The sequence below is a fragment of the Streptomyces sp. NPDC088553 genome (assembly GCF_044752965.1).
GTDB lineage: Bacteria > Actinomycetota > Actinomycetes > Streptomycetales > Streptomycetaceae > Streptomyces.
In genome coordinates this window covers 520,994-538,364 of sequence record NZ_JBIVMG010000005.1, presented here as the reverse complement: position 1 = coordinate 538,364, position 17,371 = coordinate 520,994, and the positions used below count along the sequence as shown (strand labels likewise).

Sequence of the window (17,371 nt, the reverse complement as noted above, 5' to 3'; positions counted from 1 at the left end):
TGTTGTGCCCCTGTCATAGGCGGGTGCTAATCTCCGGGCCTCTCGTATGCACGCACACCCGTGCTGCTTCTGTCCCTGGGGGGATCCGCACCATGAGCCAGCCCGTCCCGCCGCCCGGCAACCCGTTCGCCGGCGGCCCCGCGCCCGAGCAGTACCCGGTCGCGCCGCCGCCGGCGCCCGCCCGTGACAACGTCGCCCTCGGCCTGGTCGCCGCGCTCGTCGCGGCCCTCGTCGCGGCCGGTGTGTACGGCGCCGTCATCGGCGGCGTCGAGCGCGAGATCGGCTGGGCCGCCGTCGGCGTCGGCTTCCTCACCGGCCTCGCCGCCGGCAAGGTCGGCGGCCGCAACCCCGTCCTGCCGGTCGCGAGCGCGGTGCTCGCCCTCGGCGCGGTCTACCTCGGCCAGCTCCTGGGCATCGCGATCCTCCTCTCCAAGGAGCTGGACGTCTCCGCGACGGAGCTCTTCCTCCAGGAGTTCGGCCTGCTCACCGAAGCCTGGAACGAGACCAAGGACGGCCTGACGTTCCTGTTCTTCGGCATCGCCGCCTTCGCCGCGTTCTCCGGAGCCAAGAAGGCCTCGTAGCCGCCGCGTGTACGAGGAGGGGCCCCGCACCACCCGGTGCGGGGCCCCTCCTCGTACGTACGGAACGGACGTCAGCGCTTGTGCTGGGAGTCCGCGACCGTGACCTCGACGCGCTGGAACTCCTTGAGCTCGCTGTAGCCCGTGGTGGCCATCGCGCGGCGCAGGGCGCCGAAGAAGTTCATCGAGCCGTCCGGGATGTGCGACGGGCCCGCGAGGATCTCCTCCGTGGTGCCGACGATGCCCAGGTCGACCAGCTTGCCGCGCGGCACGTCCTCGTGGACGGCCTCCATGCCCCAGTGGTGGCCCTTGCCGGGCGCGTCCGTGGCGCGGGCCAGCGGGGAGCCGATCATGACCGCGTCGGCACCGCAGGCGATCGCCTTCGGCAGGTCGCCGGACCAGCCGACCCCGCCGTCGGCGATGACGTGCACGTACCGGCCGCCGGACTCGTCCATGTAGTCGCGGCGGGCCGCGGCCACGTCGGCGACCGCGGTCGCCATCGGGACCTGGATGCCGAGCACGTTGCGCGTGGTGTGCGCCGCGCCGCCGCCGAAGCCGACGAGGACACCCGCGGCGCCGGTGCGCATCAGGTGCAGGGCCGCGGTGTACGTGGCGCAGCCGCCGACGATGACCGGGACGTCGAGCTCGTAGATGAACTGCTTCAGGTTCAGCGGCTCGGCCGCGCCCGAGACGTGCTCGGCGGAGACCGTGGTGCCGCGGATGACGAAGATGTCCACGCCGGCGTCGACGACGGCCTTGGAGAACTGCGCGGTCCGCTGCGGGGAGAGCGCGGCGGCGGTGACGACACCGGAGTCGCGCACCTCCTTGATGCGCTGCCCGATCAGCTCTTCCTTGATCGGGGCCGCGTAGATCTCCTGCAGACGGCGGGTCGCGGTCGCCTCGTCCAGCTCGGCGATCTCGTCGAGCAGCGGCTGCGGGTCCTCGTACCGGGTCCAGAGACCCTCCAGGTTCAGGACGCCCAGGCCGCCCAGCTCGCCGATGCGGATCGCCGTCTGCGGCGACACGACCGAGTCCATGGGGGCGGCCAGGAAGGGGAGCTCGAAGCGGTAGGCGTCGATCTGCCAGGCGATCGAGACCTCCTTCGGGTCCCGGGTGCGCCGGCTCGGAACGACGGCGATGTCGTCGAACGCGTACGCCCTGCGGCCGCGCTTGCCGCGCCCGATCTCGATCTCAGTCACGATGTGTGGCCTTTCCCTCTACGTCTGCGCCTACCAGTATCCCCGACACAAGCGTGAGGGGCGGCTCCGGCCACATGCCGGAACCGCCCCCACGCGTCGCGCTGTGTTACTTCCTGCTGTAGTTCGGCGCCTCGACCGTCATCTGGATGTCGTGCGGGTGGCTCTCCTTGAGGCCCGCGGACGTGATCCGGACGAAGCGGCCCTTCGACTCCATCTCCTCGATGGTGGCCGCGCCCACGTAGCCCATGGTCTGGCGGAGGCCGCCGACGAGCTGGTGCAGGACGTTGGCCAGGGGGCCGCGGTAGGGCACCTGGCCCTCGATGCCCTCGGGCACGAGCTTGTCGTCCGAGGCGACCTCGGCCTGGAAGTAGCGGTCCTTGGAGTAGGACCGGCCCTGGCCGCGGGACTGCATCGCGCCGAGCGAGCCCATGCCGCGGTACGACTTGAACTGCTTGCCGTTGATGAACTGCAGCTCGCCCGGGGACTCCTCGCACCCGGCGAGCAGGCTGCCCAGCATGACCGTGTCGGCACCGGCGGCGAGCGCCTTGCCGATGTCTCCGGAGTACTGCAGACCGCCGTCGCCGATGACCGGGACGCCGGCGGCGCGGGCGGCGAGCGCCGCCTCGTAGATGGCGGTGACCTGCGGGACACCGATGCCGGCGACCACACGGGTGGTGCAGATGGAGCCGGGGCCCACGCCGACCTTGACGCCGTCGACACCGGCGTCGATCAGGGCCTGCGCGCCGTCACGCGTCGCGACGTTGCCGCCGATGACGTCGACGCCGACGCTGGACTTGATCTTCGCCATCCAGTTGAGGGCGTTGCTGTTGTGACCGTGGGAGGTGTCGACGATCAGGAAGTCGACACCGGCCTCGGCGAGGCCCTGGGCACGCTCGAGCGCCTCGGGGCTGGCGCCGACGGCCGCGCCGACGAGCAGACGGCCTTCCTTGTCCTTCGCGGCGTGCGGGTACTTCTCCGCCTTGACGAAGTCCTTGACCGTGATGAGGCCCTTGAGGATGCCCGCCTCGTCGACCAGCGGCAGCTTCTCGATCTTGTGGCGGCGGAGCAGCTCCATGGCGTCCACGCCGGAGATGCCGACCTTGCCGGTGACGAGCGGCATCGGGGTCATGACCTCGCGCACCTGGCGGCTGCGGTCCGACTCGAACGCCATGTCGCGGTTGGTGACGATGCCGAGGAGCTTGCCGGCCGGGTCGGTGACCGGGACGCCGCTGATGCGGAACTTGGCGCAGAGCGCGTCGGCCTCGGCCAGCGTCGCGTCCGGGTGCACGGTGATCGGGTCGGTCACCATGCCGGACTCGGAGCGCTTCACGAGATCGACCTGGTTGACCTGGTCCTCGATGGACAGGTTGCGGTGCAGCACGCCCACGCCGCCCTGCCGCGCCATGGCGATGGCCATGCGGGACTCGGTGACCTTGTCCATCGCCGCGGAGAGCAGCGGGATGTTCACGCGTACGTTGCGGGAGATGCGGGACGAGGTGTCGACCGCGTTCGGGAGGACCTCGGACGCGCCCGGCAGCAGCAGCACGTCGTCGTAGGTCAGCCCGAGTGTCGCGAATTTCTCGGGCACTCCGTCGACGTTTGCAGTCATGACACCTTCCCCAAATGGCCTTGATCGGTGCGGATGTCCATGCTAACGGGCTGAAGCGGTGTCTCATTCCACGATCAAGATCAGCCGCAAGCTTTGGACATTCGCACGTGTACGAAAGGGACGACTGACCCCGGTGACTCTTACTGGCTGGCCACCGCCGCCACCTGACTACTGCTCGGCCAGCGCCCTGAGCCGGCTGAGCGCGCGGTGCTGCGCGACCCGGACGGCCCCCGGGGACATGCCGAGCATCTGCCCGGTCTCCTCGGCGGTCAGCCCGACCGCGACGCGGAGCACGAGCAGTTCGCGCTGGTTCTCCGGGAGGTTGGCGAGCAGCTTCTTGGCCCACTCGGCGTCGTCGCTGAGGAGCGCGCGCTCCTCCGGGCCGAGGGAGTCGTCGGGCCGCTCGGGCATCTCGTCGGAGGGCACGGCCGTGGACCCCGGGTGCCGCATGGCGGCCCGCTGGAGGTCGGCGACCTTGTGTCCGGCGATGGCGAAGACGAAGGCCTCGAAGGGCCTGCCCGTGTCCTTGTAGCGCGGCAGTGCCATCAGGACGGCGACGCAGACCTCCTGGGCCAGGTCCTCGACGAAGTGCCGGGCGTCGCCGGGCAGCCGGTTGAGACGGGTGCGGCAGTACCGCAGCGCGAGCGGATGCACCCGTGCGAGCAGGTCGTGCGTCGCCTGGGCGTCGCCCTCGACCGCACGGTGCACGAGCGCGCCGATCTCCCCCTGCCCGGCAGGCATGGGGGACCCCACGGTCTCGTCGTCGCGCATCGCTCCATGGTGCCCCGACGCCTCGGCGTTCGTGGCACCGCGTCCATAGTTGTGCACCGAAGCGTTATGAGCAGGTGCGCCGGAACTGGAACCCATCTCCCGCGCCCTCCCCTCCCGCTCGATCGACTCGTCCCCGAGGAACTCCACATCTCAAGGATGCGGCATCGCGCGGGGAAGTGACACAAGCCCGCCCCGCCCACTCCACGACGGACGCGGGCGCGGACGGGGAGGTGGCCGGTGACCTGCGATTCAGCGGACCAGGCCCCAGCGGAATCCGAGGGCGACCGCGTGCGCCCGGTCCGAGGCGCCCAGCTTCTTGAAGAGACGCCGGGCGTGGGTCTTGACCGTGTCCTCGGAGAGGAAGAGCTCGCGCCCGATCTCGGCGTTGGACCGGCCGTGGCTCATGCCTTCGAGGACCTGGATCTCGCGCGCGGTGAGGGTGGGCGCGGCGCCCATCTCGGCCGAACGGAGCCGGCGCGGGGCGAGCCGCCAGGTCGGGTCGGCCAGCGCCTGGGTGACCGTGGCCCGCAGTTCGGCGCGCGAGGCGTCCTTGTGCAGATAGCCGCGGGCGCCCGCGGCGACCGCGAGGGCGACGCCGTCGAGGTCCTCGGCGACCGTGAGCATGATGATGCGGGCGCCGGGGTCCGCGGAGAGCAGCCGGCGGACGGTCTCCACGCCGCCCAGGCCGGGCATGCGTACGTCCATCAGAATCAGGTCCGAGCGGTCCGCGCCCCAGCGGCGGAGGACTTCCTCGCCGTTGGCCGCGGTGGTCACGCGCTCGACACCGGGCACGGTCGCGACCGCGCGGCGGAGCGCCTCTCGGGCAAGCGGGGAGTCGTCGCAGACGAGGACGGATGTCATGCCTGACCTCCGCGGCTCTCGCAGCTGTAGCGCGTCACCTTGAGCCTCCAGGGCTGTACGTAATCGTCACCTGTGCGATTGACGCTCTCGGACACCTGCCCGATCGCTTGTTCCTTCAACCGCCTCCGCACTCTCAACGACGGTCACTCGAAAGAGTTACGGGTCGGACGGCACCCTTCGGCACTCTACGTGAGGGGTCGTACGCGGAGGAGAGCGACGCGGCCCATCTGCCCAACATCGAAAGCTATGCCCCATTTAGCGGGATTTCTTCCCTTTTCGCAGTGTCTGTGGCTAGATTCGCAATGAGTCATATTTACATCTACTTAGACAGTAGGTGTACCGACCGGACCCGCGGGGCACCGAGGAGCCCCGGCCATCAGCCATCCACCCGCCCACCTATCCGTTCGACACGGTTTCAAGGGGACTAGCGCAATGGCAGATTTCTCCCGCCTTCCCGGACCCAACGCCGATCTGTGGGACTGGCAACTGCTCGCGGCCTGCCGCGGCGTCGACAGCTCCCTGTTCTTCCACCCCGAGGGAGAGCGCGGCGCGGCACGGAGTGCGCGTGAGAACTCGGCGAAAGAGGTCTGCATGCGGTGCCCGGTACGCGCGGAGTGCGCGGCACACGCACTCGCCGTGCGGGAGCCCTACGGCGTATGGGGCGGCCTCACCGAGGACGAACGCGAAGAGCTCATGGGACGCGCGCGCAATCGCCTGATCACGACGGCGCCGACGACCACGTCGGTCGCGTCCGCGGCTTCCGTGACATCCATGACGACATCGGCGTCGGCAGCAGGCCGGCCGATTGTGGAGCGCATGTGAAGGAACGTTTCCTCAACTAAGCACCGAACCTGAGCACCACCCACACCCGGAGCACGAACGACCGGATCACCGACAACCGGAGCCGCGCCCACGCGCGCGAGGCGGCGTCCTACGCGCGCGTGGCGGCCCGGGTCAGTTCGTCGAGCGTGGCGGCGACGGCCGGCACCTGCGCCAGGTCGGGCAGGGTCAGGGCCACGATCTCCCGCTCCACGGCGGGCTCCACGGCCACGGTCCGCGCCCCCCTGGGCCGTACGGACTCGATGGCCAGCTCCGGCAGGACGGCCACGCCGAGACCGGCGCCGACCAGGCCCACCACGGCCGGGTAGTCGTCGGTGGCGAAGTCGATACGGGGGGTGAAGCCCGCCTCCTCGCACACGTCCACGAGCTGACGGCGGCAGCGCGGGCAGCCCGCGATCCAGGACTCGTCGGCCAGTTCGGCCATGCCCACGGACCCGGCCCCGGCGAGCGGGTGCCCCTCGGGGACCAGACCCACCAGGCGGTCGGCCAGGATCGGGCGGACGACCAGGTCGTCCCACTCGGCCTGCCCGTCGGCCGGCCGGCCGGCCGTCCCGCCGGCGTACCGGAAGGCGAGGGCCACGTCGCAGTCGCCCTCGCGGAGCATCTCGATCGAGCGCGGCGGTTCGGCCTCGACGAGCGAGACGCGGGTGCCGGGGTGCGCGGCCCGCAGCGCGGCGAGCGCGGTGGGGACGAGCGTGGAGCTGCCGCTGGGGAAGGAGACCAGCCGGACCCGGCCCGCGCGGAGCCCGGCGATCGCGGCGACCTCCTCCTCGGCGGCGGTGAGCCCGGCGAGGATGCCGGAGGCGTGGCGGACCAGGACCTCACCGGCCTCGGTGAGGCGCATCTCGCGGCCCGTTCGGATCAGCAGCGGCGTGCCGGCGGAGCCTTCGAGGGCCTTCATCTGCTGGCTGACGGCGGGCTGGGTGCAGCCCAGTTCGCGCGCGGCGGCCGAGAAGGAGCCGGTGGCGGCGACGGCGCGCAGGACGCGGAGATGACGGGCCTCGATCATGCGTTCCAGCATAAGCGCATCTTGGGTGAAGTCCCACTTTTCCGCCTTCAGCTTTGAGACGGGTGCCCGTAAAGTGCCCACATGACCTTGCTGAGTGTGAATGTGGGCCGCGCCAAGGCCGTGGACTACACCGAGGCCGCGTCCGGCCTGACCGCCATCGACAAGCGCCCCGTCGAGGGGCCGGTCCGGATCGAGGCGCCCGGGGCGCCCGGCGTCGGCAGGAGCGGGCTCGCCGGGGACACGGTCTGCGACCTGCGCTTCCACGGCGGCGACGACCGGGCCGCGTACGCCTTCGCGCGCGAGGACCTGGACCGGTGGGAGCGCGAGCTCGGCCGCCCGCTCGCCAACGGCTGTTTCGGCGAGAACCTCACGACCGACGGCCTCGACGTGAACGGCGCCCTGATCGGCGAGCGCTGGCGGATCGGCGAGGAGGTCGTCCTGGAGGTCACCGGCGGCCGCATCCCCTGCCGTACGTTCGCCGGCTTCCTGGAGGAGAAGGGCTGGGTCAAGCGGTTCACGCGGTCCGAGGCCGGTCCGGGCGCGCTGCTGCGGGTGATCGTGCCGGGCGAGATCCGGGCCGGCGATCCGATCACGGTCGTCCACCGGCCCGACCACGACATCACCGTCGCGCTGCTCCACCGCGCCGCGACCACCGAACGCGCCCTGCTCCCCCGGACGTTGGTCGCCGCCGAGTGGATGGAGTCCGGACTCCTCGCGCTCGCACGCCAGTACGCGGAGAAGTACGCGCGCGCGTAGTCCGCGTCTGGTCGGCGGTACGCGGACAAGAACGCCTCCACCGTGGCACTACCGTGCCCGTATGACGACTGCACTGATTACGGGCGCCACCGCGGGCATCGGGGCCGCTTTCGCGCGGAGGCTCGCCGCGGACGGCCACGATGTCGTGCTCGTGGCCCGGGACATGAAGCGGCTCCGTGAGCAGGCGACGGAGCTGCACGACCGCCACGGCATCGAGGCCGAGGTGCTCGCGGCGGACCTCGCCGAGGAGAAGGGCATCGCCGCCGTCGAGGCCCGCCTCTCGGACCCGAAGCAGCCGGTGGACATGCTCGTGAACAACGCCGGCTTCGGCAACAAGGGCCGCTTCCTCGAAGTGTCCATGGCCGACGAGCTGAAGATGCTCACGGTGCACTGCGAGGCGGTGCTGCGGCTGACCTCGGCGGCCGCCGCCTCGATGAAGGAGCGCCGGCGCGGCTCCGTGGTCAATGTCGCCTCGGTGGCGGCCTTCGTGCCCCGCGGCACGTACGGGGCGTCGAAGGCCTGGGTCGTGCAGTTCACCCAGGGCGCCGCGCGGGACCTGGCGGGCAGCGGCGTACGGCTGATGGCGCTCTGCCCCGGCTTCGTACGGACCGAGTTCCACGAGCGGGCCGGGATGGGGACGGACAACATCCCGGGCTGGATGTGGCTCGACGCGGACAAGCTGGTGACGGCGGCGCTCGCGGACCTGGACCGGGGGAAGTCGCTGTCGATCCCCGACCCCCGCTACAAGGCCCTCATGGGTGTGGTGAAGCTGGCGCCGCGCGGGCTCCTCGGCGGGGTCTCCTCCAAGGCGGGCAGGAAGTACGGGCCGAAGTAGCCCGCTCGGCAGGCCTGCCCACCAGGCCCGTTCACCCGGCGCGTGCGTCGAGGTCCAGTCGCGTGGTGGTGCCGTCCTGCCAGGTCACGTCGAGGGTGTGGCCGGTGACCCGGACGGCCGCGAGGTCCGTGACGGGGGCCGGGGCGGGCTCGGCGGTGAGCGAGGCGAGCGCGACGAAGAGGGTGGCCGGGCCGCTCGTGGCGCCGTGCAGGGCGAGGGTGCGGCTGCCGGGCCCCTGGAGGGTCTCCCCGGTGGGGAGTTCGGTGGCGGGGGCGGCGGCTCCGTGGTCCGCGGGGTAGCCGTGGACCGGGTGCAGCTGCGCGTGCGGCCCCTCGGGAGTGGTGGCCCAGCCCGTCTGCCGCACGGGCGTCCCCTCCGGGGCACCGAGGACCAGGTGGGCGCGGACCTCCGCGCGGCCGTGGGCGAGGGTCGCGGAGACGACCCGGACGCCGGGGTACGGGGTGTGCCGTGAGGCGGCCCAGCCGGGGCCGGTGCCGGCGGGTGCGGCGGGTCCCCGGGTGGTCGGCCTCCCCTCGACGAGCAGCGCGAAGTGGTTGTCGGCGGGGGCCGGTCCGGTGGTGGGTCCCGTGCGGGTCGCGTACGCCTGGCGGGCGTAGCCGGGGTCGTCCTCGCCGGCCTCGGCGCTGTGCACATGGTTGCTGCCGTGGTTGTGGAGGCGTACGAGTCCGTCGGCGGCGGTGGTCTGGACGAGCAGCCCGGCCGGGGCGAAGGGACGGACGGTGTCGGCGCGTTCGGCCGGCAGGGGTTCCTCGCGGTCGGTCCAGGCGGGGTGGCCGGCGGGCAGGAGGAGGCCGAGGAAGCCCTTGGACGCCCAGTACGGGGAGCCGGGGCCCGAGTACTCCTGGACCAGGGGCGCGTACGGGCCGTGCCAGCCGAGCGTGAGGAGCCCGTCCGGGTCGGTGGCGCCGCGGTCGAGGAAGTACCGCAGGGTGCCGGAGGCGAGGCGGCGGGTGGCGCCGGGGGTGAGCGGGGTGTGCCCGGTGAGGATGCCGAGCCAGGGGGCGGCGGCCGCGGCGAAGCGGTAGATCAGGGAGCGCCCGTACGGGAGCGGGGCGCCGTCGGCGTCGAAGAGGTGGACGTGGTCGCCGAGATGGGCGCGCAGGCGGGGCCCGTACCGGTCGAGGAGCTCCCGGTCGCCGGCGAGGTGGGCGTGGAGGACCGGGTAGAAGTGCAGGGCCCAGCCGTTGTAGTGGTCGAAGGCGCGGTTGTCGCCGTCGCTGTACCAGCCGTCGCCGAGGTACCAGTCCTCGATCCGGGCGAGGGAGCGGTCGACGGTGGCGCCGGCCCGGTCGGTGTCGACGCCGGCGTCCTGGAGGAAGCCGGCGACGGTGAGGCCGAAGAGCCACCAGTTGTTGTCTACGGGCGAGGGGCCGAGGGCGGGGCGGAGCCAGTCGACGACCCGCTCGCGGGTGCGGTCGTCGAGCCGGTCCCAGAGCCAGGGGCGGGTGAGGCGGAGGCCGAGGGCGACGGAGGCCGCTTCGACGATCGCCTGACGGGTGTCGGTGGTGAGGGGCCAGGAGTCCTCGTCCGCACGTCCCGGCGTCGCGGTTCCGGTGGCGAGCCCCTCCGCGTACCGGTCGAGATGCCCGTGCGGGTCCTCGCCCCGCGCGCCCGCGACCCGGAGCGCCGCGAGGAGGAAGGTGCGGGCCCAGCCCTCCAGGCCGTCGGAGCGGGCTCCGGACCAGCTGGGCCGGGGGCCCGGCAGATGGATGAGTCCGAGCCGAGGTGAGGCGAAGGGGCGTACCGCCAGGAGGAGTCGGTCGGCCGCGGCCTCCCAGTGGGCACGGGTCCAGCCGGTGTACGGGCTGAGCTCACGGTTCTCGGGCGGCGTGGGCATGATGCTCCCTGTGGCTCCCTGGGGCGTGCTCGGGAACGTTCTCGGGCTCCCCCGCGATGACGACTGCGTCGCCGGGAATCCTGGACAGGCTCCGATCGGACGTCAAGAGAATCAGAGCGAATGATCGAAATTTCTTCCGTTCGATCATTCAGGGGCCGTGCGTGATCTAAGGTCGGGGAACCACCACCACCGCGAGGGGGAACTGCGCCGTGCGCGAGAGTGCTGCCGAACGACACGACCGACTGCTGGCCCTGGTGCGCGAGCGCGGCACCGCCCGCGTCGCCGAACTGGCCGAGCGGCTCGGGGTCTCCCCCGTCACCGCCCGCAGGGACGTCGAACTCCTGGCCGGCCGGGGGCTGCTCGACCGGGTGCACGGCCAGGTGTCCTGGCCCGAGCGGCGGGGCGCCCCGGGCGGCGGACGGACCGGCGAGGGCCTGGTCCTCGGCCTGCTCGCGCCCTCCGCCACGTACTACTTCGCCGAGGTCATCCGCGGTGCGCACGAGGCGGCCGCCCGCGCCGGCGCCCGGCTCGTCCTGCGCGTCTCGGACTACCGGCCGGAGGAGGACCGGGCCCGCACCGAGGGGCTGCTCGCGGCCGGCGCCGAGGGCGTCCTCGTCGCACCGGGCTGGCGGGGGCCCGAGGATCAGCGCGCGTACGGCGACTGGCTGGCCGAACTCCCCGTACCGGCCGTGCTCCTGGAACGCCGGGCCGAACCCGGCAGCCCGCTGGACGGCCTCGACCGGGTCGCCTCCGACCACGCCCACGGCGTCCTGCTCGCCCTGCGCCACCTGCTCGCCCTCGGCCACGCGACCCCGTTGCTCGTGGCGCGCCGGGACTCGCCGACCGCGCTCGCGGTGCGCGCCGGGTACGCCGAGGCGCTGGGCACCCTGGGCCTCGCGGAGCCCCGGCCGGTCATCGACTCCGTACCGGCGGAGGCGGATCCGGAGGGCTTCGAACGGGCGGTACGGGCGCTGCACGAGGCGGTCGGGTCCGGCCTGGCGAGCGCGGCCCTGGTGCACAACGACGTGGACGCGATCGAGATCGTGCAGCGCCTCGCCGAGCTGGGCGTACGGGTGCCGCAGGACCTGGCCCTGATCGCGTACGACGACGAGGTCGCCGCGCTGGCCGACACCCCGCTGACGGCGGTCGCGCCGCCGAAGCGGCAGGTGGGGCGGCACGCCACGGAACTCCTGGTGGAGCGGCTGACGGAGGGCCCGGACGAGGACGCGGCACGGCGTCATCTGGGGCTGTTGCCCAGGCTGCGGGTCCGGGCCTCGTGCGGGGCGCGCACGACGCCGTCCGCCTGAGTTTCGGGCGACTTACGTCTGATCTTTTTTCGATCAATCAATCTTTCGCTCTTGACTTCGGTCATGAACGGTCACAGGATCACGGCCACAACCTCCCCGCCGCCGCCCTTCAGGAGTCGTGCCGTGACCCGTAGTTGGAGCAGAACGTCCCGTGTCATAGCCGGCACCGCCACCGCCCTCGCCGTCCTCACGGCCTGCGGCGGCAGCGGTGACGACACAGCGAACAGCACGGCGAACAAGCCGAACGGGCCCGTGACCATCACCTTCTGGGGCTGGGCCAAGGGTTCCAAGGACGTCGTCGACGCCTTCAACGCCTCCCACACCGACATCCAGGTGAAGTTCGAGGAGATCCCCTCCGGCACCGCCGGCGGCTACGCCAAGATCTCCAACGCCGTGAAGGCCGGCAACGCCCCCGACCTCGTCTCCATCGAGTACTCCTCGCTCCCCGAGTTCGTGAGCTCCGGCGCCCTCCAGGACATCGGCGGCGAGTTCACCGAGGCCGACCGCGCCAAGCTGCTCCCGCAGACCGTCGAACTCACCACCCTCGGCGGCAAGTCCTGGGCCGTCCCCTTCGACGCCGCCCCGCAGGCCTTCTTCTACCGCAAGGACCTCTTCGCGAAGTACAAGGTCCAGGTCCCCACCACCTGGGACGAGTTCAAGAAGGCCGCCGAGCAGGTCAAGAAGGCCGACGCCAAGGCCCGTATCGCCACCTTCTTCCCCGACGACCCGACCACCTTCCAGGCCATGGCGTGGCAGGCCGGAGCCCAGTGGTTCAAGGCCGAGAACGACACCTGGAAGATCAACACCACCGACGCGGCCACCACCAAGGTCGCCGGCTACTGGCAGGGCCTCCTCGACGCCGGGCTCGTCCACAAGAACGCCTCCTTCAGCCCCGAGTGGACCGGCTCCCTCAAGAACGGCACCACCATCGGCTACCTCGGCGCCTCCTGGGGCGCGGGCGTCCTCAAGGGCACCCTGCCCGAGCAGAGCGGCAAGTGGGGCGTCGCCCCGATGCCCAGCTGGGACGGCAAGCCCGCGAGCGGCATGCTCGGCGGCACCTCCTTCGCCGTGACCAAGGACAGCAAGCAGCAGGCCGCGGCCGTCACCTTCGCCGAGTGGATGTCCACCACCGAGGCCGGGGTGAAGGCCCGGATCGCCTCCGGCACCTCCTCCGCCTTCCCCGCCGCCGCCGCGCTGCGTCCCGTCGCCAAGAAGGCCTTCGACGCGAGCTACTACGGCGGTCAGGACATCTACGCCCTCTTCGAGGCCGCGGGTGCCTCCATCAGCCCGAACTGGGCCTGGGGCCCGACCACCGGCACCACCAACACCACCATCAAGGACCACTTCGGCAAGATCACCCAGGGCGGCCCCGGCATCACCGACGCCGTCAAGGCCGGTCACGACGCCACCGTCGCCGAACTCACCAAGCGCGGCCTGAAGGTCGAGGGCTGACCGGATGAAGGCCCGCACCCGCGCCGCCACGATCCTGCTGACCCCCTTCTTCCTGCTGTTCACCGCGGTGATGGTGGTGCCGATCGGATACGCGGTCTGGCTCAGCCTCTTCACCGAGAAGCAGTCCGGACTGGGCTTCGGCGGCACCGAGACCGTCTTCACCGGCCTCGACAACTACACCGCGGCGCTGGGTGACCGGGCCTTCCGCGAGGGCTTCGGCGTCCTGCTCGGATACTGCCTGCTCTACATCCCGCTGCTGCTCGCCGGGGCCCTCGGCCTCGCCCTCCTGCTCGACTCGGCGCTCGCCCGCGCCCGCCGCTTCTTCCAGCTCGCGCTCTTCCTGCCGCACGCCGTCCCCGGCATCATCGCCGCCCTGATCTGGGTCTACCTGTACACCCCCCAGCTCAGCCCGGTCGTCCAGGCCATGGAGGCCGGAGGCATCGGCTTCGACTTCTTCTCCCCCGAAGGCGCCCTGCCCTCCATCGTCAACATCGCGCTGTGGGAATGGCTCGGCTACAACATGGTCATCTTCTACGCGGCCCTCCAGGCCATCGACCGCTCCGTCCTCGAAGCGGCCACCGTCGACGGGGCCGGCGCCTGGCGCATCGCCTTCTCCGTGAAGGTCCCGCTCGTCAAGGCCTCGCTCGCCATGGTCGCCCTCTTCACGATCATCGGCTCCCTCCAGCTCTTCACCGAGCCGCTGATCCTCAACAAGGGCACGGGCTCCGCCGTCACCTCCACCTGGACGCCGAACATGTACGCCTACACCGCGGCCTTCGACCGCAACGACTACGGACTCGCCGCCGCGGCGTCCGTACTCCTCGCCCTGACGGCGGCGCTGCTGTCGTTCGCGGTGACGCGGATGACGGGCCGCCGCAAGGCCGGGAAGGAGCGCACGGCATGAGCACCCGACCCCGCACCGGCTCCGTCTGGCTCTCCAAGGCGGCCGTCAACGGCGCCCTCGTCCTCGCCGTCGTCTACATGCTCTTCCCGCTGGTCTGGCTGCTGACCGCCGCCACCAAGGACGCCGGCGGCCTCCTCGCCGGAAACGCCCTCTCCTTCGAGGGCTTCGACCTGGGCGGCAACCTCACCCGGCTCGCCGAGTACAACGACGGCATCTACTTCCACTGGTACGCCAACAGCCTGCTGTACGCCGGACTCGGCGCCCTCGCCTGCTCGTTCGTCAGCGTCGCCGCCGGATACGCCTTCCACGTCTACGACTTCCGGGGCAAGGAGCAGCTCTTCGGCCTCGTCCTCCTGGGCGTGCTCGTCCCCACCACCGCGCTCGCCCTGCCGATGTACCTCCTCGCCAGCGAGGTCGGCGTCGTCAACACCTACTGGGCCGTCCTGGTCCCCGTCCTCGTCAACCCCTTCGGCGTCTACCTCGCCCGGGTCTTCTGCGCGGGCTACATCCCCGACGAGGCCCTGGAGGCCGCCCGGATCGACGGGGCCGGCGAGCTGCGCGTCTTCTGGTCCATCGGCCTGCGCATGGTCATGCCCGGCTTCGTGACCGTCTTCCTCTTCCAGTTCACCGCCGTCTGGAACAACTTCTTCCTCCCCCTGGTGATGCTCTCGGACCAGAAGCTCTTCCCGCTGAGCCTCGGCCTGTACGCGTGGAACAGCAACGCCCACGGGGAACCCGAGTTCTACCCCCTCGTCGTCACCGGATCCCTGCTCGCCGTCGTCCCCCTCGTCGTCGCCTTCGTCTCCCTCCAGCGCCACTGGAAGGCCGGTCTGACGGCCGGCAGCGTCAAGTGAGGAGCTCAGGTACCACGATGCACCCGACCACTGACAACCGCCCCGCTCTGCTGCTCGCGATGGGCGAGGGCGTGGCCGAACGCCTCCTCACCGACACCCACCGCACCCGCCTCGGCACGCTCACCCGCACGGACCCGCACCTGGTCGCCCACGACCTGACGTCCCGGGACCCGCGGATCACCACCGCGCTCGCCGAGGCCGAGATCCTCCTCACCTGCTGGGGAGCGACCCCGCTGACCACCGACGTCCTGGACCGCGCCCCGCGCCTGCGGGCCGTCGTCCACGCGGCCGGCTCGGTCAAGCACCACATCACCGAGGCCTGCTGGGACCGCGGCCTGCGCGTCACCTCGGCCGCCGCGGCCAACGCGCTGCCGGTCGCCGAGTACACGCTCGCCGCGATCCTCTTCGCCGGGAAGCGGGTCCTCGGCTCGGCCCAGCGGTACGCCGAACTCCGCGCCGACCACACCTGGCTCACCGAGTCCGCCACCTGGGGCAACTACCGTCGCACGGTCGGCATCGTGGGCGCCTCCCGGATCGGCCGCCGGGTGATCGAGCTGCTGCGCCCCTTCGACATCGAGATCCTCCTGTACGACCCGTACGTCGACGTCCCACCCTCCGGCGTGGAACTGGTCACCGACCTCGACGACCTGTGCGCCCGCAGCACGGTGGTCTCCGTCCACGCCCCCCAGCTCCCGTCCACGGACCACATGATCGGCGCGCCCCAACTGGCGGCGATGCGCGACGGAACGACCCTGATCAACACGTCCCGGGGCTCCCTGATCGACGAGCGGGCCCTCCTCCCCCACCTGACCTCGGGCCGCCTCCACGCGACCCTGGACGTCACGGACCCGGAGCTCCCGCCCCCCGACTCCCCCCTCTACACCCTCCCGAACGTCCTGCTCACCCCGCACGTGGCGGGCTCCCTGGGCAACGAACTCCACCGCATGACGGACCAGGCGCTGGGGGAGGTGGGGCGGTACGTGCGGGGCGAACCGTTCGCGGAGGAGGTACGGGCGTCAGACCTCCAGCGCTCGGCGTAGGCGGTCGGCCTCGGCCGGGACGAGGGCAACCCCTTCGGGCGGGACGGCGAGCACGGCCGGCCGCTCCCCCAGCATCTCCCGTGCTCCGGCGGCCAGTTCCTCGTGCGCGAGCAGGTCGTACGGGAGACCGCCCGCCTCCAGGAGACGCTTCAGCTCGCGTTGCGCCCGTGCGGATCGCGTGGGCCTTCGGGGACGGTGCCAGGGTTCGTACGACCGCGGTCCGGAGCGGATGGTCCTCGGGGACGTCGGCCGGGAGCGGCGGGTTCGGGCGGCCCGCGACGATCACCCGGAGGCCGTACGGCAGCAGGCTCGCGATCGAGTGGGCGTCCGCTCCCGTCGTCACGCCCCTGTCCTCGTCCAGCCCGTCCACGAGGAGGACCAGTCGCGCGCCGCGCAGGCCTCGGCGGCTGAGGCGTACAGGCGAGGGAGGTGGGCCTCCCGGGTCGCGTCCGTCAGCGCCGTCTTCCCCGCCCACGCGTCCGCGCGCCAATGCGCGTACGCCGGACCCGAGTCGGCGTGTCAGAACGCGGCCGGCTCGGCCAACTCCCTCTCCCGCCCGACGAGTTCCGGCGGGGCGATCCGGCGGACCTGCTCCCGGTAGGCCGAGCGGACCGCCTCCCCGGCCCCGACCGTGATCCGGTTGTGGTTGCCGACCACCACGATTCCCTCGCCGTTGTCGACCGTGACGGACCGCTCTCCCCCTGCCCGCTCCATGCGTCCCACCTAGACTGGAGGGGTCCCACCTGGGCCGGGATCGGGAGGCGTCATGACGTTCACGCAGATCATCGACTTCAAGACCAGCCGGATCGACGACATGAGCCGGCTCATGGACCGGTGGATCGAGCAGACCAAGGGCAAGCGGACGGCCACGCACAGCGTTCTCGGCAAGGACCGGGCGGATTCCACGCATCTCGTGGAGATCGTGGAGTTCCCGTCCTACGACGTGGCCATGCGGAACTCGCAGCTTCCCGAGACCGACCGGATCTTCCGGGAGATGGTCGCGCTCTGTGACGAGATGCCGACGTTCACCGACCTGGACGTGGTCCGGGACGAGGCGATGTACAAGAACAACGCCCGGCGCTTCCTGGAGATGATCGCGACCGAGCCGGAGCTCGCGCTGCTCGACGAACTGCTCGCCGAGGGCTGCCACTTCCGCAATCCGGCCAACGCGCAGGACACCATCGGCATGGACGCGTTCCGGCGCGAGGTGGAGATGTGGCGGGGCGGCTTCGACTTCGCCTTCACCGTCGACGACCAGATCGCCGAGGGCGACCGGGTCTGCACCCGCTGGACCTGGAAGGCGACCCACAACGGCGACTTCATGGGGCTCCAGCCCACCGGCATGGAAGTGGTCATGACCGGGGTGATCATCCACCGCTTCCGGGACGACGGGAAGATCGTCGAGGGCTGGTGGCAGTACGACATGCTCGGGCTGATGTCGCAGCTCGGCGCCGTGGAGGGTTAGCGGGAGAAACGCCGAGGCCCGGTGCCCCCGCGA

The 17,371-nt window shown here is 71.6% G+C and carries 17 protein-coding genes; 10 read left to right on the top strand and 7 right to left on the bottom strand.

Annotated elements, in window-relative coordinates:
* Positions 1 to 92: 92 nt before the first annotated feature.
* Positions 93 to 581: a hypothetical protein gene (locus ACIP8Z_RS19355; RefSeq protein WP_402084832.1), complete on the top strand. Its 489-nt coding sequence runs from the start codon at positions 93 to 95 to the stop codon at positions 579 to 581.
* A gap of 71 nt (positions 582 to 652) precedes the next feature.
* Here the strand turns inward: ACIP8Z_RS19355 and ACIP8Z_RS19350 are convergent, their stop codons facing one another.
* The 4 genes from ACIP8Z_RS19350 to ACIP8Z_RS19335 all read right to left on the bottom strand — a co-directional run bounded on the left by ACIP8Z_RS19350 (position 653) and on the right by ACIP8Z_RS19335 (position 5,018).
* Complete coding sequence (locus ACIP8Z_RS19350) at positions 653 to 1,777, bottom strand: GuaB3 family IMP dehydrogenase-related protein (RefSeq protein WP_402084829.1); 1,125 nt, start codon at positions 1,775 to 1,777, stop codon at positions 653 to 655.
* A gap of 106 nt (positions 1,778 to 1,883) precedes the next feature.
* Complete coding sequence (guaB, locus tag ACIP8Z_RS19345; RefSeq protein WP_030318555.1) at positions 1,884 to 3,386, bottom strand: IMP dehydrogenase; 1,503 nt, start codon at positions 3,384 to 3,386, stop codon at positions 1,884 to 1,886.
* A gap of 168 nt (positions 3,387 to 3,554) precedes the next feature.
* Positions 3,555 to 4,157, bottom strand: coding sequence for a sigma-70 family RNA polymerase sigma factor (locus ACIP8Z_RS19340; protein WP_030318557.1), 603 nt, complete (start codon positions 4,155 to 4,157; stop codon positions 3,555 to 3,557).
* A 249-nt stretch (positions 4,158 to 4,406) separates the two neighbouring features.
* Positions 4,407 to 5,018 carry a response regulator transcription factor gene (locus ACIP8Z_RS19335; RefSeq protein ID WP_003948568.1) on the bottom strand — a complete coding sequence of 204 codons (612 nt, stop codon included), beginning with the start codon at positions 5,016 to 5,018 and terminating at the stop codon, positions 4,407 to 4,409.
* A gap of 432 nt (positions 5,019 to 5,450) precedes the next feature.
* Between ACIP8Z_RS19335 and ACIP8Z_RS19330 the strand changes: the two genes are divergently transcribed.
* Positions 5,451 to 5,840, top strand: a complete 390-nt coding sequence (locus tag ACIP8Z_RS19330) for a WhiB family transcriptional regulator (RefSeq protein WP_319310577.1) — start codon at positions 5,451 to 5,453, stop codon at positions 5,838 to 5,840.
* 109 nt (positions 5,841 to 5,949) lie between these two features.
* Here the strand turns inward: ACIP8Z_RS19330 and ACIP8Z_RS19325 are convergent, their stop codons facing one another.
* The gene (locus tag ACIP8Z_RS19325) at positions 5,950 to 6,867 is read right to left on the bottom strand and encodes a LysR family transcriptional regulator (RefSeq protein WP_402084826.1); all 918 of its coding nucleotides are present in this window, start codon (positions 6,865 to 6,867) and stop codon (positions 5,950 to 5,952) included.
* Positions 6,868 to 6,948: 81 nt separating this feature from the next.
* Here ACIP8Z_RS19325 and ACIP8Z_RS19320 point away from each other — a divergent pair, with 81 nt between their 5' ends.
* Together ACIP8Z_RS19320 and ACIP8Z_RS19315 are read left to right on the top strand one after the other, a co-directional pair.
* Positions 6,949 to 7,623 (top strand): MOSC domain-containing protein, encoded by a 675-nt coding sequence (locus tag ACIP8Z_RS19320; protein WP_402084823.1) that lies wholly within the window; start codon positions 6,949 to 6,951, stop codon positions 7,621 to 7,623.
* Positions 7,624 to 7,684: 61 nt separating this feature from the next.
* Positions 7,685 to 8,458 (top strand): SDR family oxidoreductase, encoded by a 774-nt coding sequence (locus ACIP8Z_RS19315; protein ID WP_187623396.1) that lies wholly within the window; start codon positions 7,685 to 7,687, stop codon positions 8,456 to 8,458.
* 31 nt (positions 8,459 to 8,489) lie between these two features.
* Here the strand turns inward: ACIP8Z_RS19315 and ACIP8Z_RS19310 are convergent, their stop codons facing one another.
* On the bottom strand, positions 8,490 to 10,316 hold the full coding sequence (locus ACIP8Z_RS19310) for a DUF2264 domain-containing protein (RefSeq protein ID WP_402084820.1): 1,827 nt from the start codon (positions 10,314 to 10,316) through the stop codon (positions 8,490 to 8,492).
* Between the two features lie 209 nt (positions 10,317 to 10,525).
* On the opposite strand from ACIP8Z_RS19310, the gene ACIP8Z_RS19305 reads away from it, so the two are divergent.
* The 5 genes from ACIP8Z_RS19305 to ACIP8Z_RS19285 all read left to right on the top strand — a co-directional run bounded on the left by ACIP8Z_RS19305 (position 10,526) and on the right by ACIP8Z_RS19285 (position 15,873).
* Positions 10,526 to 11,623 (top strand): substrate-binding domain-containing protein, encoded by a 1,098-nt coding sequence (locus ACIP8Z_RS19305; RefSeq protein ID WP_402084818.1) that lies wholly within the window; start codon positions 10,526 to 10,528, stop codon positions 11,621 to 11,623.
* A 123-nt stretch (positions 11,624 to 11,746) separates the two neighbouring features.
* Positions 11,747 to 13,075 (top strand): ABC transporter substrate-binding protein, encoded by a 1,329-nt coding sequence (locus ACIP8Z_RS19300; protein WP_402084815.1) that lies wholly within the window; start codon positions 11,747 to 11,749, stop codon positions 13,073 to 13,075.
* A gap of 4 nt (positions 13,076 to 13,079) precedes the next feature.
* A complete protein-coding gene (locus ACIP8Z_RS19295) occupies positions 13,080 to 13,979 on the top strand; it encodes a carbohydrate ABC transporter permease (RefSeq protein WP_402084812.1) in 900 nt (299 codons plus the stop codon).
* Positions 13,976 to 14,833: a carbohydrate ABC transporter permease gene (locus ACIP8Z_RS19290; protein ID WP_402084809.1), complete on the top strand. Its 858-nt coding sequence runs from the start codon at positions 13,976 to 13,978 to the stop codon at positions 14,831 to 14,833. Before ACIP8Z_RS19295 ends, ACIP8Z_RS19290 begins: the two co-directional genes overlap by 4 nt.
* A 17-nt stretch (positions 14,834 to 14,850) precedes the next feature.
* Positions 14,851 to 15,873, top strand: coding sequence for a hydroxyacid dehydrogenase (locus ACIP8Z_RS19285; protein ID WP_402084807.1), 1,023 nt, complete (start codon positions 14,851 to 14,853; stop codon positions 15,871 to 15,873).
* Between the two features lie 519 nt (positions 15,874 to 16,392).
* Here the strand turns inward: ACIP8Z_RS19285 and ACIP8Z_RS19280 are convergent.
* A complete protein-coding gene (locus ACIP8Z_RS19280; RefSeq protein ID WP_402084805.1) occupies positions 16,393 to 16,587 on the bottom strand; it encodes a hypothetical protein in 195 nt (64 codons plus the stop codon).
* A gap of 52 nt (positions 16,588 to 16,639) precedes the next feature.
* Between ACIP8Z_RS19280 and ACIP8Z_RS19275 the strand changes: the two genes are divergently transcribed.
* Positions 16,640 to 17,338: an ester cyclase gene (locus ACIP8Z_RS19275; protein ID WP_402084803.1), complete on the top strand. Its 699-nt coding sequence runs from the start codon at positions 16,640 to 16,642 to the stop codon at positions 17,336 to 17,338.
* Positions 17,339 to 17,371: the final 33 nt, after the last annotated feature.

What these genes read in the sequence shown, in the direction of transcription:
- ACIP8Z_RS19320 (WP_402084823.1), top strand. Translation starts at nt 6,949, where the DNA reads ATGACCTTGCTGAGTGTGAATGTGGGCCGCGCCAAGGCCGTGGACTAC.
- ACIP8Z_RS19280 (WP_402084805.1), bottom strand. Translation starts at nt 16,587, where the DNA reads ATGGAGCGGGCAGGGGGAGAGCGGTCCGTCACGGTCGACAACGGCGAG.
- ACIP8Z_RS19295 (WP_402084812.1), top strand. Translation starts at nt 13,080, where the DNA reads ATGAAGGCCCGCACCCGCGCCGCCACGATCCTGCTGACCCCCTTCTTC.
- ACIP8Z_RS19340 (WP_030318557.1), bottom strand. Translation starts at nt 4,157, where the DNA reads ATGCGCGACGACGAGACCGTGGGGTCCCCCATGCCTGCCGGGCAGGGG.
- ACIP8Z_RS19335 (WP_003948568.1), bottom strand. Translation starts at nt 5,018, where the DNA reads ATGACATCCGTCCTCGTCTGCGACGACTCCCCGCTTGCCCGAGAGGCG.
- ACIP8Z_RS19310 (WP_402084820.1), bottom strand. Translation starts at nt 10,316, where the DNA reads ATGCCCACGCCGCCCGAGAACCGTGAGCTCAGCCCGTACACCGGCTGG.
- ACIP8Z_RS19330 (WP_319310577.1), top strand. Translation starts at nt 5,451, where the DNA reads ATGGCAGATTTCTCCCGCCTTCCCGGACCCAACGCCGATCTGTGGGAC.
- ACIP8Z_RS19325 (WP_402084826.1), bottom strand. Translation starts at nt 6,867, where the DNA reads ATGATCGAGGCCCGTCATCTCCGCGTCCTGCGCGCCGTCGCCGCCACC.
- ACIP8Z_RS19315 (WP_187623396.1), top strand. Translation starts at nt 7,685, where the DNA reads ATGACGACTGCACTGATTACGGGCGCCACCGCGGGCATCGGGGCCGCT.
- ACIP8Z_RS19290 (WP_402084809.1), top strand. Translation starts at nt 13,976, where the DNA reads ATGAGCACCCGACCCCGCACCGGCTCCGTCTGGCTCTCCAAGGCGGCC.
- ACIP8Z_RS19275 (WP_402084803.1), top strand. Translation starts at nt 16,640, where the DNA reads ATGACGTTCACGCAGATCATCGACTTCAAGACCAGCCGGATCGACGAC.
- ACIP8Z_RS19285 (WP_402084807.1), top strand. Translation starts at nt 14,851, where the DNA reads ATGCACCCGACCACTGACAACCGCCCCGCTCTGCTGCTCGCGATGGGC.
- guaB (WP_030318555.1), bottom strand. Translation starts at nt 3,386, where the DNA reads ATGACTGCAAACGTCGACGGAGTGCCCGAGAAATTCGCGACACTCGGG.
- ACIP8Z_RS19355 (WP_402084832.1), top strand. Translation starts at nt 93, where the DNA reads ATGAGCCAGCCCGTCCCGCCGCCCGGCAACCCGTTCGCCGGCGGCCCC.